At 69.3% G+C, this 16,840-nt stretch carries 14 protein-coding genes; 7 read left to right on the plus strand and 7 right to left on the minus strand.

Annotation, left to right across the window (positions count from 1 at the left end):
• Positions 1-727 (plus strand): aminodeoxychorismate/anthranilate synthase component II (locus ACM2XV_RS05090; RefSeq protein ID WP_487026174.1); only part of this gene is annotated, 727 nt, incomplete at its 5' end.
• Here the strand turns inward: ACM2XV_RS05090 and ACM2XV_RS05095 are convergent.
• The 4 genes from ACM2XV_RS05095 to ACM2XV_RS05110 all read right to left on the minus strand — a co-directional run bounded on the left by ACM2XV_RS05095 (position 714) and on the right by ACM2XV_RS05110 (position 6,080).
• A complete protein-coding gene (locus ACM2XV_RS05095; RefSeq protein WP_487026175.1) occupies positions 714-1,217 on the minus strand; it encodes an amino-acid N-acetyltransferase in 504 nt (167 codons plus the stop codon). The two genes, ACM2XV_RS05090 and ACM2XV_RS05095, sit on opposite strands and share 14 nt — an antisense overlap.
• Positions 1,218-1,277: 60 nt before the next feature.
• The gene (locus ACM2XV_RS05100; RefSeq protein ID WP_487026176.1) at positions 1,278-2,729 is read right to left on the minus strand and encodes an MFS transporter; all 1,452 of its coding nucleotides are present in this window, start codon (positions 2,727-2,729) and stop codon (positions 1,278-1,280) included.
• Positions 2,730-2,962: 233 nt separating this feature from the next.
• On the minus strand, positions 2,963-5,494 hold the full coding sequence (locus ACM2XV_RS05105) for an ATP-dependent Clp protease ATP-binding subunit (protein WP_344776694.1): 2,532 nt from the start codon (positions 5,492-5,494) through the stop codon (positions 2,963-2,965).
• Positions 5,495-5,642: 148 nt separating this feature from the next.
• Positions 5,643-6,080, minus strand: a complete 438-nt coding sequence (locus tag ACM2XV_RS05110) for a hypothetical protein (protein WP_487026177.1) — start codon at positions 6,078-6,080, stop codon at positions 5,643-5,645.
• Between the two features lie 51 nt (positions 6,081-6,131).
• On the opposite strand from ACM2XV_RS05110, the gene ACM2XV_RS05115 reads away from it, so the two are divergent.
• The 6 genes from ACM2XV_RS05115 to ACM2XV_RS05140 all read left to right on the plus strand — a co-directional run bounded on the left by ACM2XV_RS05115 (position 6,132) and on the right by ACM2XV_RS05140 (position 12,722).
• The gene (locus ACM2XV_RS05115; protein WP_344776698.1) at positions 6,132-7,145 is read left to right on the plus strand and encodes a pirin family protein; all 1,014 of its coding nucleotides are present in this window, start codon (positions 6,132-6,134) and stop codon (positions 7,143-7,145) included.
• Between the two features lie 68 nt (positions 7,146-7,213).
• Positions 7,214-8,212 carry a dTDP-glucose 4,6-dehydratase gene (gene rfbB, locus ACM2XV_RS05120; protein ID WP_344776700.1) on the plus strand — a complete coding sequence of 333 codons (999 nt, stop codon included), beginning with the start codon at positions 7,214-7,216 and terminating at the stop codon, positions 8,210-8,212.
• Positions 8,213-8,278: 66 nt separating this feature from the next.
• Positions 8,279-9,673: a sugar nucleotide-binding protein gene (locus ACM2XV_RS05125; protein ID WP_487026178.1), complete on the plus strand. Its 1,395-nt coding sequence runs from the start codon at positions 8,279-8,281 to the stop codon at positions 9,671-9,673.
• A 31-nt stretch (positions 9,674-9,704) separates the two neighbouring features.
• Entirely contained in the window at positions 9,705-11,018 is a 1,314-nt protein-coding gene (locus ACM2XV_RS05130) for a UDP-glucose dehydrogenase family protein (protein WP_487026179.1), read from the plus strand.
• An 11-nt stretch (positions 11,019-11,029) separates the two neighbouring features.
• Entirely contained in the window at positions 11,030-11,902 is an 873-nt protein-coding gene (gene rfbA / locus ACM2XV_RS05135; RefSeq protein WP_487026180.1) for a glucose-1-phosphate thymidylyltransferase RfbA, read from the plus strand.
• Positions 11,903-11,921: 19 nt separating this feature from the next.
• A complete protein-coding gene (locus ACM2XV_RS05140; RefSeq protein WP_487026181.1) occupies positions 11,922-12,722 on the plus strand; it encodes an NYN domain-containing protein in 801 nt (266 codons plus the stop codon).
• 163 nt (positions 12,723-12,885) lie between these two features.
• Here ACM2XV_RS05140 and ACM2XV_RS05145 read toward each other — a convergent pair whose 3' ends face one another.
• The 3 genes from ACM2XV_RS05145 to ACM2XV_RS05155 form a co-directional block, all read right to left on the minus strand.
• Positions 12,886-15,024, minus strand: a complete 2,139-nt coding sequence (locus ACM2XV_RS05145) for a prolyl oligopeptidase family serine peptidase (RefSeq protein WP_344776712.1) — start codon at positions 15,022-15,024, stop codon at positions 12,886-12,888.
• A gap of 31 nt (positions 15,025-15,055) precedes the next feature.
• Positions 15,056-16,528 carry a cardiolipin synthase gene (gene cls, locus ACM2XV_RS05150; RefSeq protein ID WP_344776714.1) on the minus strand — a complete coding sequence of 491 codons (1,473 nt, stop codon included), beginning with the start codon at positions 16,526-16,528 and terminating at the stop codon, positions 15,056-15,058.
• A 54-nt stretch (positions 16,529-16,582) separates the two neighbouring features.
• Positions 16,583-16,840, minus strand: a 258-nt coding sequence (locus tag ACM2XV_RS05155; RefSeq protein ID WP_487026182.1) for a hypothetical protein, incomplete at its 5' end; no start/stop codon positions are given.

Below are 16,840 nucleotides of genomic sequence, written 5' to 3' on the forward strand. Positions count from 1 at the left end.
GCCGCAGGCGGTGGATGCCGCGGCGCCGCCGCTTGCGGGGAAATCCGCACTCGTCATCGACAACGAGGACCAGTTCACGACCATGCTCGCCCATCAGCTGCGCCACCTCGGCCTCGAGGTGCGGCTCGCGCACTGGGCCGCGGTCGAGCGCGTCGATGAGGACGATCTCGTCGTGTTCGGCCCAGGGCCGGGCGACCCGCGCGACCTCTCCGAACGCAGGATCGCCCGACTGCGCGCGCTGATGCTCGAGCGCGTGCGGGCCGCGGCCCCGCTGCTCGCGGTCTGCCTCAGCCACCAGGTGCTCGCGGGGCTCGCGGGCTACGACCTCGCCCCGCTGCCCGCACCGCGCCAGGGCGTGCGCCTGGACGTCGACGTCTTCGGCGAGCCCGCCGCCATCGGCTTCTACAACACCTTCGGCGCCCGGGCGGCGGCCACCGCCTCGCACGCAGAGGTCAGGCTCGAGGCATCCGTCGACCCTGACGGCATTGTGACGGCGCTGCGGGGGCCGGGCATCGCCTCGATCCAGGGCCATCTCGAATCCGTGCTGTCGGGCGACGGCTTCGCCACCCTGCGCCGGCTGACCGAGCACGCGCTGGCCTCCCGCAGCGACCTGTTCCCGTTCCGGACGGATGCGCCTGCGGCTACGGGCACCGACGTCCGGAACGGGAACAGGTTGCCGGGGAGCCGGGTGTCGGGGAACAGGTTGCCGGCGCCTAGAGGTGCTTGATCATGCGGGTGTTGCCGAGGGTGTTCTGCTTCACGCGGGCGAGGTCGAGGAACTCCGCGACGCCGTCATCGGTCGAGCGCAGCAGCTCGGCGAACACCGCCGGGTCGACCGTCTCTGAGCCCATGTCGGCGAAGCCGTGGCGGCCGAAGAACTCGGTCTCGAAGGTGAGGCAGAACAGGCGCGAGAGACCGAGATCACGGGCGTCCGCCTCGAGGCGATCGAGGATCGCGTGCCCCACGCCGCGCCCCCGCCACTCGGACGCCGCGGCGAGCGTGCGCACCTCGCCGAGGTCCTCCCACATGACGTGCAGCGCGCCCACGCCGATCAGATGGCCGTCATCGTCTTCGGCGACGCGGAACTCCTGCACGGCCTCGAACAGCGTCACGAGCTCTTTGCCGAGCAGGATGCGCTGGTCGACCAGCGGTGAGATGAGGTCGCGGATGCCCCGCACGTCGCTCGTGCGCGCGCGGCGCACGCTGAATCCAGTCACGCCTCAACCGTAGCGGCGCGCCGCGGCAGGCTTCCCCGTCGCGGCGCGCAGCGCCGAGGCTCAGTGCGCCTCTTCGGTCTCACGCGAGCCGGTCAGGTAGAGCGCGCCCCAGCCGGTGATGATGCCGACGACCACGCCGATGACGATGAAGGTGACGCTCTCGCCGTGGAAGAACGAGGCGACCAGGGAGGGGGTCCAGACGCCCGCGGGCAGAACCTTGGTGACCAGCGCGGCGATCAGGGTGCCGACGACGGCGGTGCCGACGCTGGTGCCGAGCTCCTGACCGGTGTCGCTGAGCGCGGTGCCGATCGACGTGCGGTTCTCGGGCATCGCGGCCACGAGCGCCACGCCGCAGACGGTCATGATGCTGCGCAGACCGAGGGTGAGCGTCACCATGAAGATCGCCACCGCGAGGTAGCCGTGCGACACGCCCCAGGCGAGGCCGAACAGCGAGCCGGCGAGCAGGGCCGCCGAGATGAGGGTCGTGACCCGGTGCCCGAACCGCTTCACGAGCCACTCGGTGAGCGGCGCCGCGGCGACCATCGTCGCGATCATCGGCAGGTTGGCGAGGCCGGCGCGCACGGGGCTCCAGCCGTAGGCGTACTGGAAGTGCAGGATGAGGGCGAACATGACGGCCGCCATCGCGACCGCGGCGCCGATCTCGGCGATGAACGCGCCGCGGATCGTGCCGTTGACGAACAGGCGCAGGTCGAGCATCGGCGACGGCGTGCGCAGCTCGTGCCAGATGAATGCGGCGAGCGCCGCCAGCGCGCCGATCACGGAAGCGATCGTGGCGGCCGACAGCCAGCCGTACTGCACACCGCTCGTCCCGACGAAGCAGGCGAGGCCGATCGTCATGATGCTGAGGATCGCGCCGGGCAGGTCGAGCTTGTCGGTGGTCAGGTCCTCGCGGCGGTCTGCGGCGACACCGATGCGCACGCCGACCACGGCGATGAGGGCGATCGGGGCGTTCACCACGAGCAGCCACTGCCAGCTGAGGTGCGCGAGCGCCGTGCCGCCGAGCACCGGGCCGAGGATGAATCCGCCCATTCCGACGACGATCATGAGGGTCATCGCGCGCATCCGCTCGGCTTCGCCTTCGAACAGGCGGAAGACGAGCGAGTTGGTGATGGGCGCCATGGCGGCCGCGGCGACGCCGAGCGCGGCCCGCAGCACGATCAGCTCGCCCGTGGAGTGCACCCAGATCACCAGCAGGCTGAGCAGGCCGAAGACGGCGAGCCCGATCAGCAGCACGCGTCGGCGCCCGAACCGGTCGGCGATCGAGCCGGCGGTCAGCAGCAGGCCGCCGAAGGTGAGCGAGTAGGCGCCGGTGACCCACTGCAGAGCGGTGGTGCTGCCGCCGAGATCACGCCCGATGGTCGGCAGCGCGATGCTCAGCAGCGTGTTGTCGACCATCTCGACGAAGAAGGCGAGGCAGAGTGCCGCGAGCGGAATCCAGGCCGCGCGCAGCGAGGGGTAGCTCCGGGTGGGTGCGATGGTCGTGGTGGTCATGACAACCAGTGGACCAGGCCCGACTTTCACGGGGCTGTCGTGCCGCTTTCACGCCGCTCACGCCGCACGCACCGCGCGCCACCCGCGGTCGCCCACCCGCGGTCGCGCTGCTCGGATCCGCTCGACGCTGCCCGGATCCGAGCAGCGCGAAGCGGATCCGAGCAGCGCAATTGGGGCGTGCACGACGAAGGGCCCCTCCTGCCGAAGCAGGAAGGGCCCGTCGAACCGGACAGCTAGTCCGAGGTGATCGCGAGGTCAGGGGTGACACCGCCGGCGACGTGCGAGCCGCCGCCTGCGATGCTGCCGACCTTCTCACCGCGCGGCGCGATGCCGAAGGTGAAATCGCCCGACTCGAAGTCGACCAGCACGTGGTCGCCCGCGTTGAGCTCGCCCGCGAGGATCTTCTCGGAGAGCCGGTCCTCGACCTCGCGCTGCACGGCGCGGCGCAGCGGCCGGGCGCCGAGCGACGGGTCGAAGCCGATCTCGATGAGGCGGTCCTTCGCGGCATCCGTGATCTCGACGGTCAGGTCGCGATCGAGCATGCGCGTGCCGAGACGCTTGATGAACAGGTCGACGATCTGGCGCAGCTCGGGCTTGGTCAGCTGCGGGAACACGATGATGTCGTCGACACGGTTCAGGAACTCGGGCTTGAAGTTCTTCTTCAGCTCCTCCATCACCTTGCCGCGCATACGGTCGTACTCGCTGGACTGGCCGGTGTCGCCCTCGGCCTGGAAGCCGACGGGACCGCCCGAGATCGCTGCGGTGCCGAGGTTGGTCGTCATGATGATGACCGTGTTCTTGAAGTCGACCACACGGCCCTGGCCGTCGGTCAGGCGGCCCTCTTCAAGAATCTGCAGCAGCGAGTTGAAGATGTCGGGGTGCGCCTTCTCGATCTCGTCGAAGAGCACGACCGAGAACGGCTTGCGGCGCACCTTCTCGGTGAGCTGGCCGCCCTCTTCGAAGCCGACGAACCCGGGAGGGGCGCCGAACAGCCGCGAGACGGTGTGCTTCTCGCCGTACTCGGACATGTCGAGCGAGATCATCGCCGACTCGTCGTCGAAGAGGAACTCGGCGAGCGCCTTGGCGAGCTCGGTCTTACCGACGCCCGTGGGGCCGGCGAAGATGAACGAGCCCGACGGGCGGTGCGGGTCCTTGAGGCCGGCGCGCGTGCGGCGGATCGTCTTGGCAAGGGCCGAGATGGCCTCTTCCTGGCCGATGACGCGCTCGTGCAGCGCCTTCTCCATGAAGACAAGGCGCGAGGACTCCTCTTCCGTGAGCTTGAAGACGGGGATGCCCGTCGCCTGCGCGAGCACCTCGGCGATCAGGCCCTCGTCGACCTCTGCGGTCGTCTTGACGTCGCCCGACTTCCACTGCTTCTCGAGGCGCAGCCGCTCGCCGAGGAGGTTCTTCTCCTCGTCGCGCAGCGAGGCGGCCTTCTCGAAGTCCTGGTCCTCGATGGCGGCTTCCTTCTTCTCACGAACGCCGGCGATCTTCTCGTCGAACTCGCGCAGCTCAGGCGGAGCCGACAGGATCGACAGGCGCAGGCGGGCGCCGGCCTCGTCGATCAGGTCGATCGCCTTGTCGGGAAGGAAGCGGTCACTGATGTAGCGGTCGCTCAGGTTCGCCGCGGCGACGATCGCGCCATCGGTGATGGACACCTTGTGGTGCGCCTCGTAGCGGTCACGCAGCCCCTTCAGGATGTTGATCGCGTGGGGCAGCGACGGCTCGGCGACCTGGATCGGCTGGAAGCGGCGCTCGAGCGCGGCATCCTTCTCGAAGTGCTTGCGGTACTCGTCGAGCGTGGTCGCGCCGATCGTCTGCAGCTCGCCGCGGGCGAGCAGCGGCTTGAGGATCGACGCTGCGTCGATCGCGCCCTCTGCGGCACCCGCGCCGACGAGCGTGTGGATCTCGTCGATGAAGGTGATGATGTCGCCGCGGGTGCGGATCTCCTTCGTGACCTTCTTCAGGCGCTCTTCGAAGTCACCGCGGTAGCGGGAACCGGCGATGAGCGACCCGAGGTCGAGCGTGTAGAGCTGCTTGTCCTTCAGCGTCTCGGGAACGTCGCCGCGCACGATCGCCTGGGCGAGACCCTCGACGACGGCGGTCTTGCCGACGCCGGGCTCGCCGATCAGCACGGGGTTGTTCTTCGAGCGGCGCGACAGGATCTGCATCACGCGCTCGATCTCCTTCTCGCGCCCGATCACCGGGTCGAGCTTGCCCTCGCGCGCGGCCTGCGTCAGGTTGCGGCCGAACTGGTCGAGGATCTGCGAGCCGGCCTGCGCCTGCTGCTGCTCGTTCGCACCGCCGACCTGCACCTGCTCCTTGCCCTGATAGCCGGACAGGAGCTGGATGACCTGCTGGCGCACCCGGTTCAGGTCTGCCCCGAGCTTCACGAGGACCTGGGCTGCGACACCCTCGCCCTCGCGGATCAGGCCGAGCAGGATGTGCTCGGTGCCGATGTAGTTATGGCCGAGCTGCAGCGCCTCGCGCAGAGACAGCTCAAGCACCTTCTTCGCACGCGGGGTGAAGGGGATGTGGCCGGTCGGCTGCTGCTGACCCTGGCCGATGATGTCCTGCACCTGCTCGCGCACCGCGTCAAGGGAGATACCAAGGGACTCGAGGGCCTTGGCGGCGACGCCCTCGCCCTCGTGGATCAGCCCGAGCAGGATGTGCTCGGTGCCGATGTAGTTGTGGTTGAGCATCTTGGCCTCTTCTTGAGCCAAGACGACGACCCGGCGGGCCCGGTCCGTGAACCTCTCGAACATTAGTCACCTCTCGTCACGACTGGGCTGGCAGCCGCGTTACATCGAGAGTAACCAGGGGGTCAGGGGATGCATGCCCCTGTTCGCCCCAGGCGTGATCGCGGTCGCAGACCGCAGGTCGACTCGGCGAAGCCGAATGGAGACCAGACCCCTACTTCTTCTTGATCGGCGCGAGGTAGAAGTGCGTCTGCTGGGCCGTGAACTGGATCGTCACCTCGCGGTCGAGGTTCGGCGGGGTCTGGAAGACGGTCGTGAACGGCATGTAGCCGTCGGGGCAGTCGCCCGCCGCCTTCTTCAGCTTCATGGTGATCTGATCGGGCGCCGTGACCTTGTAGCCGGTCGCGTACGGCGGGCAGTCGGCCGAGCCGTACAGGGTGACGGCGAACTCGTCGCCCGCCTTGTCCATCCACACCGCCCAGGGCGCGCCGCCGGCGCTCGACGCCGGCGCGGTGACGCCTTTCGGCTCGCCCTTGTAGTGCTCGACCGGGTCGGGCGAGACGGATGCCTGCTGCGCGCAGCCCGCGAGCAGAAGACCCGCCGCGGCGAGCGCGGCGAATCCCTTCATCAAGCGGGGGCGGGGGCTGCGCATGCGCAACATCGTAGAGGGGCGCAGGTGTCCGAACGCCGTAGGCTCGCACGCGTGAGCAACCTCGAGCTCGACCCGACCGAGTTGCTCGGCGACTGCCGTGCGGCCGGGGAATCCGCAGCGCCCATGGTGGTGCTCCAGCCGCGTGAGGTGCCGCTCGGCGGCCCGCGCGCGATGACCGTGCACCGCACGCTGCCGCAGCGCCGCCGCTCGACGATCGGCGCCTGGTGCTTCCTCGACCACTACGGCCCCGACGATGTGTCGGCCACCGGGGGCATGTCGGTGCCGCCGCACCCGCACATCGGCCTTCAGACCGTGTCGTGGCTGTTCCGCGGCGAGATCCGGCACCGCGACTCGGTCGGGTCGGACGCCCTCGTGCGGCCCGGCGAGCTGAACCTCATGACGGCCGGCCATGGCATCTCGCACACGGAGTACTCGACGCCCCAGACGGCCGTGCTGCACGGCGTGCAGCTGTGGCTGATGCTGCCGGATGCCGCGCGCGACCGCGCCCCGTCGTTCGAGCACACCGAGCCCGAGCCGTTCGAGCTGAGCACGGATGCCGGCGCAGCGGTGCGCACCCACGTGTTCATCGGCGCGCTGCGCGACCACCCGGAGCACGCCGCCCAGGCCGGCGTGCACTCGCCTCTTCTCGGCGCGCAGCTCGAGCTGCCGTGCGGCGCGGAGCTCGATCTGGGCCTCGACCCCGCCTTCGAGCACGGAGTCCTGGTCGACCAGGGGCGCGTCGAACTCGACGGGGCTCCGCTCGCGGAGCGCGAGCTCGGCTATCTCGAGCCGGGCCGCACCCGGGTCCGCATCTATGCGACCGCCGCGACGCGCCTGCTGCTGCTCGGCGGTGAACCGCTCGGCGAGCCGATCGTGATGTGGTGGAACTTCGTGGGTCGCAGCCACGACGACATCGTGCGCGCCCGCGAGGACTGGCAGCAGCAGGCCATCGACGGGCCGCGGTCGCCAGGCGGCCGGTTCGGCTTCGTGCCCGAGTCGCGCGGGGAGGGGCCGCTGCCGGCTCCCGTGCTGCCGACCGTGCGCCTCACGCCGCGAAGACAGTAGGCCGTTGCCGTGCTCACGGGTCGGCCGCCCTCCCCGGGCCGCAGGAGCCTCCCGCTAGCCTGGTGCGCATGCGCAGAGTCCTCGTCACCGGTGGCGCCGGCTTCATCGGCTCGAACTTCGTCCACTACCTGATCGAGAACACCGACGACCACGTCACCGTTCTGGACAAGCTGACCTACGCCGGGAACCTCGCGAGCCTCGCGGGTCTGCCCGAGAGCCGGTTCCGCTTCGTCAAGGGCGACATCGCCGATGCCTCCGTCGTGGATCCGCTGGTCGAGGCATCCGATGTCGTCGTCCACTACGCGGCCGAGAGCCACAACGACAACTCGCTGCACGACCCGCGCCCGTTCGTCGACACGAACCTGGTCGGCACGTTCACGCTGCTCGAGGCGGTGCGCAAGCACGGGGTGCGCTACCACCACATCTCGACCGACGAGGTCTACGGCGATCTCGAGCTCGACGACCCGCAGCGCTTCACCGAGCAGACGCCCTACAACCCGAGCTCGCCCTACTCGTCGACCAAGGCCGGCAGCGACCTGCTCGTGCGCGCCTGGGTGCGCAGCTTCGGCGTGCAGGCGACCATCTCGAACTGCTCGAACAACTACGGGCCCTATCAGCACGTCGAGAAGTTCATTCCGCGCCAGATCACCAATGTGCTCACCGGCGAGCGGCCCAAGCTCTACGGCGCGGGCCTCAACGTGCGCGACTGGATCCACGCGAACGACCACTCGAGCGCCGTGCTGACCATCGTCGAGAAGGGCGTGATCGGCGAGACCTATCTCATCGGCGCCGACGGCGAGAAGGACAACAAGTCGGTGGTCGAGCTGATCCTGAAGCTCACCGGGCAGCCGACGGATGCCTACGACCACGTCGTCGACCGCGCAGGGCACGACCTGCGCTACGCGATCGACTCGACCAAGCTGCGCACCGAGCTCGGGTGGCGGCCCGAGTTCCAGGACTTCGAGGCGGGGCTCGCCGCGACCATCGACTGGTACCGGGCCAACGAGGCGTGGTGGATGCCGCAGAAGGCCGCGACCGAGGCGAAGTACGTCGCACAGGGCCAGTGACGCCGGGCGGCGCCTGTCACGCGACGGTAACTCGCCCTTGATCGACCCTGGATAGACTCCCCAGCGATGCCCCCGAAGCCGCTCGCGCTGCACGAGACCCCGATTCCCGGCCTGCTCGTGCTCGATCTGCCGGTGCCCGGCGACAACCGCGGCTGGTTCAAAGAGAACTGGCAGCGCGAGAAGATGCTCGCCGTCGGCCTGCCCGATTTCGGGCCCGTGCAGAACAACGTCTCGTTCAACGACGAGGTGGGCGTCACCCGCGGCATCCACGCGGAGCCGTGGGACAAGTTCGTCTCGGTCGTGCACGGGCGGGTGTTCGCTGCGTGGGTCGACCTGCGCGAGGGGCCGAGCTTCGGCTCGGTCTTCACGATCGAGATCGACCCGTCGGTCGCCGTGTTCGTCCCGCGAGGCGTCGGCAACTCGTATCAGACGCTCGAGCCCGGCACCGTCTACTCGTACCTCGTGAACGACCACTGGTCGCCGGATGCCGGCGCGAAGTACACCTTCCTCAACCTCGCCGACGAGACCGTCGCGATCGACTGGCCGATCCCGCTCGATGAGGCCGTGCTGAGCGACAAGGACAAGGCGCACCCGCGCCTCGCGGAGGTGCGGCCGATGCCGCCGCGCAAGACCCTCGTGCTCGGCGCGAACGGGCAGCTGGGGCGGGCGCTGCGCGAGGTCTACCCGGGCGCCGAGTTCGCCGACCGCGCCGCGCTCGACCTCGCCTCCCCCGGCGTCGAGACGGCCAGGCCGTGGCGCGACTACGGCCTCATCGTGAACGCCGCGGCATACACGCGCGTCGACGAGGCCGAGAGGGATGCCGGGCGCCGCGCCGCCTGGGCGGCGAACGCCACCGGCGTCGCGGCGCTCGCCCGCGTCGCCACGGCGAACGGCATCACACTCGTGCACGTGTCGACCGATTACGTCTTCGACGGCACTGCCGACGGCCACCCCGAAGACGAGCCGTTCAGCCCCCTCGGCGTCTACGGCCAGAGCAAGGCCGCGGGCGACGCGATCGTCGCCACCGTGCCGCGCCACTACATCGTGCGCACCAGCTGGGTGATCGGCGACGGGCCCAACTTCGTGCGCACCATGAAGGGCCTCGCCGAGCGCGGCGTCGACCCCGCCGTCGTCGACGACCAGGTCGGGCGGCTCAGCTTCACGAGCGACCTTGCGGCCGGCATCCGGCACCTCGTCGACTCGGGGGCCGCCTACGGCACCTACAACCTGACCGGTTCGGGGGCGCCGCTAAGCTGGGCCGCGGTCGCCCGGCGCGTGTTCGCGGCCGTCGGCGCCGAGCCGGCGCGCGTGCGAGCGGTCACGACCGACGAGTACTTCGCCGGCAAATCGGCGGCTCCGCGACCGCTCAACAGCGTGCTGCCCCTCGACAAGATCGAGGCGACCGGCTTCACTCCCCGCGACCATCTCGTCGCGCTCGACGACTACCTGTCCCACGACTGACACCGCCCCACGACTGAAAGAGAGAAGCATCGTGCGCATCACGGTCATCGGCTGCGGCTACCTCGGCGCCGTCCACGCCGCCTGCATGGCGGAACTCGGCCACGAAGTGCTCGGCATCGACGTCGACCAGGCCAAGATCGAGGCGCTGTCGGCCGGTCGCGCGCCGTTCTTCGAGCCCCGTCTGCCTGAGCTGCTGGCTTCCGCGAGCGCGACGGGGCGGCTCAAGTTCACGACCGACTTCTCTCAGGCGGCCGGCTACGACGCGCATTTCATCGCCGTCGGCACGCCGCAGAAGAAGGGCGAGTACGCGGCCGACATGACCTATGTCGACGCCGCGGCGACCTCGCTCGCGCAGTACCTCAAGCCCGGCGACCTCGTGATCGGCAAGTCGACCGTCCCGGTCGGCACCGCCCGCCGCCTGGCCGAGATCGTGAAGGCCGCGCAGCCCGAGGCCGAGCTCGCCTGGAACCCCGAGTTCCTGCGCGAGGGCTTCGCCGTCGAAGACACGCTGCGCCCCGACCGCCTCGTCTACGGCGTGCCCGACGGCGAGGCAGGCGAGAAGGCCAAGGCGGTGCTCGACGAGATCTACGCCGTCGCCCTCGGCAACGACACCCCGCTCGTCGTGACCGGCTACGAGACCGCCGAGCTGGTCAAGGTCTCGGCCAACGCGTTCCTCGCCACCAAGATCTCGTTCATCAACGCAATCGCCGAGGTCGCCGATGTGACGGGCGCCGATGTCACCAAGATCGCCGACGCGATCGGCTACGACGCCCGCATCGGCCGCCGGTTCCTGAACGCGGGCCTCGGCTTCGGCGGCGGATGCCTGCCGAAGGACATCCGCGCCTTCCAGGCCCGCGCGGGCGAGCTCGGCGCCGACCAGGCGCTGACCTTCCTCAAGGAGGTCGACGCCATCAACATCCGCCGCCGCGTCCGCGCCGTCGACCTCACCCGCGAGCTGCTCGACGGCTCGCTGCGCGGCAAGAAGGTCGCGGTGCTCGGCCTCGCGTTCAAGCCGGACTCCGACGACATCCGCGATTCGCCGGCGCTCGACGTCGCCGCGCAGCTGCGCGCACAGGGTGCGCGGGTCGTCGCGTTCGACCCCGAGGCCGTGCCCAACGCGCAGCGCCAGCACCCCGAGCTCGACTTCGCCTCGTCGGCGGAAGAGGCTGCGGCCGACGCCGACGCCGTGGTCGTGCTGACCGAGTGGAAGCAGTTCCGCGAGCTCGACCCGGTGGCCTTCGGCGAGAGCGTCGGCGCGAAGAACATCCTCGACGGCCGCAACTGCCTCGACCCCGAGAAGTGGCGCGCCGCGGGCTGGCACTACCGGGCGCTCGGCCGGCCGTAGGGAGGGACGCGATGCGCGGAATCATCCTCGCCGGCGGCTCGGGCTCGCGCCTGTGGCCGATCACCAAGGGCATCTCGAAGCAGCTGATGCCGATCTACGACAAGCCGATGATCTACTACCCGCTGTCGACGCTCATGATGGCGGGCATCAACGAGATCCTGATCATCACGACGCCCGAGTACAACTCGCAGTTCCGCGCCCTGCTCGGCGACGGCTCGCAGCTCGGCATCCGCATCGAGTACGCCGTGCAGCCCTCACCCGACGGCCTGGCGCAGGCCTTCATCATCGGCGAGGAGTTCATCGGCGACGAATCCGTCGCGCTCGTTCTCGGCGACAACATCTTCCACGGGGCCGGCCTCGGCACGGCGCTGCGCCAGCACACCGAGATCGACGGCGGCCTGATCTTCGCCTACGAGGTGAGCGACCCGCGCCGCTACGGCGTCGTCGAGTTCGACTCCGAGTTCCGCGCGCTGTCGATCGAAGAGAAGCCGACCGAGCCGAAGTCGAACTACGTCGTGCCCGGTCTCTATTTCTACGACAACGACGTGATCGAGATCGCGAAGTCGATCGAGCCGAGCCCGCGCGGCGAGCTCGAGATCTCGACCGTCAACGAGCGCTACCTCGCGGCGGGCAAGCTGCAGGTGCAGGTGCTGCGCCGCGGCACCGCATGGCTCGACACCGGCACCTTCGAGTCGATGATGCAGGCATCCGAGTACGTGAAGGTGATCGAGGATCGCCAGGGATTCAAGGTCGGATGCATCGAGGAGATCGCCTGGCGCGCCGGGTGGATCGACCTCGACCAGCTCGAGGAGCTGGCGCAGCCGCTGCGCAAGAGCGGCTACGGGCAGTACATCCAGCGCCTCGTCGACACGGCGCGGCGGTAGACGGGGGTACGGTCGCAGCATGCCGGAGACGCCGCACCTCGCCGTTCTGATCGACGCCGACAACGTGGCGCCCCGGCACATCGGCGCGCTGCTCGCCGAGGTGAGCAAGTACGGCGACGCCTCGGTGCGCCGCATGTACGGCGACTGGACCGGCCAGCAGCTCAAGGGCTGGAAGGACGCCGTCAACGAGCACGCCATCCAGCCCGTGCAGCAGTTCGCCTACACCGCGGGCAAGAACGCGACAGACAGTGCGCTCATCATCGACGCGATGGACCTGCTCTACACGGGGCGGTTCGACGGGTTCTGCCTCGTCTCGTCGGACAGCGACTTCACGCGGCTCGCCTCGCGGCTGCGCGAGTCCGGTGCGACGGTCTACGGCTTCGGCGAGCGCAAGACGCCGCAGGCCTTCGTGAACGCCTGCAACCGCTTCGTCTACCTCGACGTGGTCGAGTCGGCGGTGGCTGCGGCGGCGGCCGACTCGGCGAGCGATGCCGAGGGCGCGGCCAAGACCGGCGGCCGGTCGAAGCACGGGGCGGCGCCTTCGGCACCCAAGCCCGCCGCGCAGAACGCGCTGCGGGGCGACGCGCGGCTGATGACCCTGTTGCGCACGGGCATCCGCGATGCATCCGATGACGAGGGCTGGGCCAATCTCGGGGCGGTGGGAAATCTCATTCGCAACCAGGCGCCCGACTTCGACTCGCGCAACTGGGGCTTCGCGAAGCTCGCCGACCTCGTGGCCGCGATCGGCCTGTTCACGGTCGAGCGGGTCGCGTCGCCGAACGGCGGCTCGGTCATCCACATCAAAGACGAGCGCCCGTAGCCCCGGGCCTCCTCTCTCCTCGGTGCCTCCTCTCTTACCCGAGCTCCGGTTCCCCCGAAGTGTGAGTTCGGGTCCCCTACGCCGCGCTCAAGCCGCCCAAACTCACACTTCGGGGGAAAGGAGGCGAGGGGGGGAGAGAGAAGGAGATGCCGAGGAACTACAGCTAGCGCGGGATCCGCAGCCCCGTGAAGTGTGCCGCGAAGGCCAACACGTCGGCCGCCTCGGCAGCGACCATCGCGAGCGGCTTGCCCGCGCCGTGGCCGGCCTGCGTCTCGATGCGCGTCACGATCGGGGCATCCGTGATCGCCGCCTGCTGCGCCGCCTGCAGAGTGGCGGTGAACTTGTGGCTGTGCGCCGGCACCACGCGATCATCGTGGTCGCCCGTCAGCACGAGCGTCGGCGGGTAGGCGACCGGGCGCACGTTGTGCAGCGGCGAATAGGCGAGCTCGACCTCGAAGTCGTGCGGGTCTTCAGGGTCGCCGTAGTCGCTCGTCCACGCGGCACCGGCCGTGAACTTGTGGAAGCGCAGGATGTCGAGCACGCCGACCCCGGGGATCGCGGCGGCCGCCAGATCGGGCCGCTGCGTCATGACCGCGCCGATCAGCAGCCCGCCGTTGCTGCGGCCGTGGATCGCGAGCTGCTCGTGCGTCGTCACCCCCGTCTCGACGAGGTGGTCGCCGACGGCGATGAAGTCGTCGAAGACGTTCTGCTTGCGGTCCTTCTTCCCCGCCTCGGCCCACGCCTTCCCGAACTCGCCACCGCCGCGCAGGTTCGCGGCGACGAGCACGCCACCGGCCGCCAGCCAGCCGGCGAACAGGGCGCGGTAGTCCGCCTCGATCGGGATGTCGAAGCCGCCGTACCCCCACAGGAGAGTCGGGCTCGGGGCATCCGGGGCGTTCTCGGGCGTGATCAGGAAGTACGGCACCTGCGTGCCGTCCGCGCTGGTGGCTCGCGCACGCTCGATGCGCACGTCGGGGAACGCGAGCTGCTCGCCGCTCGCGGGTGCGGGCACGAGCGCATCGAGCGGCTGGAGCGCGCCCGCCCCTGCGCTGCCGCGGTAGGCGCGGGTCGGTGCGGTCGGGGTCGAGAGGCCGACGAACCACTCGTCGGAATCCTGGTCGCTCCACCAGCCGACGATGGAGCCGCCCGGCAGCTCGACCCGACCGAGCTCGGCGCCGTCGAGCGCATAGCGCGTCAGCACGGGCTGCACGTCGACGAGTCGCCCGACGATGAGCTCGCCCCCGGCGGCCGCGGCGAATTGCAGGGCGTCGGATGCCTCGGGCACGACCTCCTCGAGGGCGAGTGCTCCCGTCCGCTCGAACTCGGCGAGGTCGAATGCGACGACGCGGCCGTTGTCGGCGCCGTTGTCGGTCTGGATCACGACGCGGTCGCCATCGTTGCGTACGTAGAAGTACTGCGCGTCGGGCTCGTCGAAGACGCGCAGCGGCTCGCCGACGACGCTGCGCCCGTCGGCGCCGGCCGTGATGCGAGCGAACCACAGGCGGTTCTCGCGGTCGGTTCCGCTGCCGAGCGCGATGACGGCGAGCCTCTGGTCGCTGCTCACCTGCGCCCAGACGAAGGCCTGCTTGTACTCGGCACGGATGTCGACGACGGTGAGGTCGTCGTGCTCGGGCGTGCCCAGGCGGTGCAGCTTGAGCAGGCCGGTCTTCACGTGACCCGCCTGATCGCCTGTCGCGCGCCCCTCGTGCGGCACCGCTTCATAGAGGAAGGACGCACCGTCGGGCAGCCAGGTCGCTGCGCCGAACTTGGTCTGGATCGGCGCCTCGACGCGCTCACCCGTTCCGAGGTCGACGGTCGTGATGTCGACCCAGTCGCTGCCACCCTCGCTGACGTTGTAGCTCAGGTGGCGACCATCGTGGCTGACGGTGAAACCGCGCAGGCTCGTGGTGCCGTCTTCCGACCACTCGTTCGGGTCGAGCACCACTCGGCCGCCGGCGAGCAGCTCGTCAAGGGTCTCGGCCACGAACACCTGGTCCTGGTTCCGCGAGCCGTCGTTGCGGGTCACGAAGTAGTGGCCGCCGTGCTTGCTCGGCGTGCCGGCCCGAGGGCGCGAAACGACGCGCGTCATCAGCTCGGCGAAATATGCCCGCTCGGGAATGTTCGCGAACACGCGCTCCGTGAAGGCGTTCTGCCGGGTCACCCAGTCGCGCGTCTCGGGAGAGTCGGGGTCTTCGAGCCACCGGTAGGGGTCGGCGATCTCGTGCCCGTGCAGGCTCTCGACGGTGTCGCTGCGGCGCGACGCCGGGTATTCCTCAGGAGTGTTGCTCGAGGCATCCGTCATGCCTTCAACCTAGCCGCGCGCTGTTGCGGCCTTATTGCAGCGCGCTCGTGAGCCGGGCGAGATTGTCGGCGATGGTGGAGCGGATGGGCTGCTTCGCCCATTCCTCGCGGGTGAGCTGGCGGCTGTTCTCACGGTAGCTCTGCTCGATCTCGCGCAGCTCGCTGACGAAGTGCCTGCCGCGCACCATGAGCGAGATCTCGCTGTTGAGCTGGAACGAGCGGATGTCCATGTTGCTGGACCCCACGACGGCGACTTCGTCGTCGATCGTGAAGTGCTTGGCGTGCAGGATCGTGGGTGCGCGATACATCCAGATCACGACACCGGCCTCGAGGAGCTGCTCGTAGTACGAGCGCTGTGCGTGATACACGAGCCACTGGTCGGCTACCTCTGACACGAAGAGCTCGACCCGCACACCGCGCTGCAGGGCGGTGAGCAGGGCGTTGAGCATCGACTCGTCTGGCACGAAATAGGGGCTCGTGATGATGATCTGCTCCTGCGCGTAATAGAGCAGCGCGAGGAAGAGGCGCAGGTTGTTCTCGTGGGGGAACCCCGGGCCGCTCGGCACGAGCTGGCAGTCGATCTGCTCGCGCGGCGGCGCGATGAAGGTCGGCTCGACGAGGCGGGCCTCGCGGGCGAGCAGCTCGTCGGTCTCGACGTACCAGTCGGTGATGAAGATGGCGTTGAGGCCCGAGACGATGGGGCCGTCGAGGCGTGCGACGAGCTCCTTCCACTGCAGGCCGCGGCGGCGGTTGCTCGCCTTGTCGTAGCCCGGGTCGATGATGTTCTGCGAGCCCATGAAGCCCACCTGGCCGTCGATGACGACGAGCTTGCGGTGGTTGCGCAGATCGGGGCGCTGGTAGCGGCCCCTGAAGATCTGGATCGGCAGCATGAGCTGCCAGCGCGCGCCCATCGCGTTCAGCCGCTTGATCGTCGAGCGATAGCCGCGCGTGCGCAGGCTGGCGATGTGGTCGAGCAGCACGCGCACCGTGACGCCGCGCTGAACGGCCCGCTCGAGGGCGTCGAAGAAGGGCGCCGTCGTCGGGTCGAGGGTGAGGATGTAGAACTCGACGTGCACATAGCGCTCGGCGGCGTCGATCGCTGCGATCATCTCGTCGAAGCTGCGCTGGTAGTCGGTGATGAGCGTCGCGGAGTTCCCGCCGACGAGGGGCATCGCACCGAGGCTTCTGTTGAGGTGCACCACCTGCTCGAGCCAGCCCGGCCAGGGGTGGTCGCGGCGCACGCGCTCCATGCCCTCGGTCTGGTCGAGGATGAACTGGTTGATCTGCTGCTGCTTCGCGCGGCGGTGCTTCGGCAGCTTGTACGAGCCGATCAGCAGGAAGACCAGAAGGCCGATATACGGCAGGAAGTTGATCGCCAGCAGCCAGGCCGTCGCGCTCGTGGGGCGGCGATTGCGCGGCACGACGATGATCGCGACGACGCGGAAGATGAAGTCGACGACGAGACCGAAGATGATGATCGCCGAGGTCCAAAATCCTGCGTTCATCAGGCTCCTCGGGCTAGATCATCGCTAGCTCGCTAGGCGGCGCGCTAGTTCTCGCTAGTTCTTCGAGGGCAAGCCTCTCTTGGCGCGCTCCTCAGCCTCAATCTTGGCGTACACCTTGCGCTCTGTGCGGTCGGCGCGCACGATCGCGGCCATCACCCACCAGAACACGAGCCCGACCAGCACTGTGGGTGCCAGCGCCCAGACGATTCCTTGCCACGCGTTCATGTTGAGAGTCAATTTATCTGCGCCTTCGTGTGGGGCGGCTGTGACGGTCTTGCGCTGGTCTTCCCCTGCACAGGGGCGCATTGCGCG

The sequence above is a fragment of the Gryllotalpicola sp. CP2-P1 genome (genome assembly GCF_057512245.1).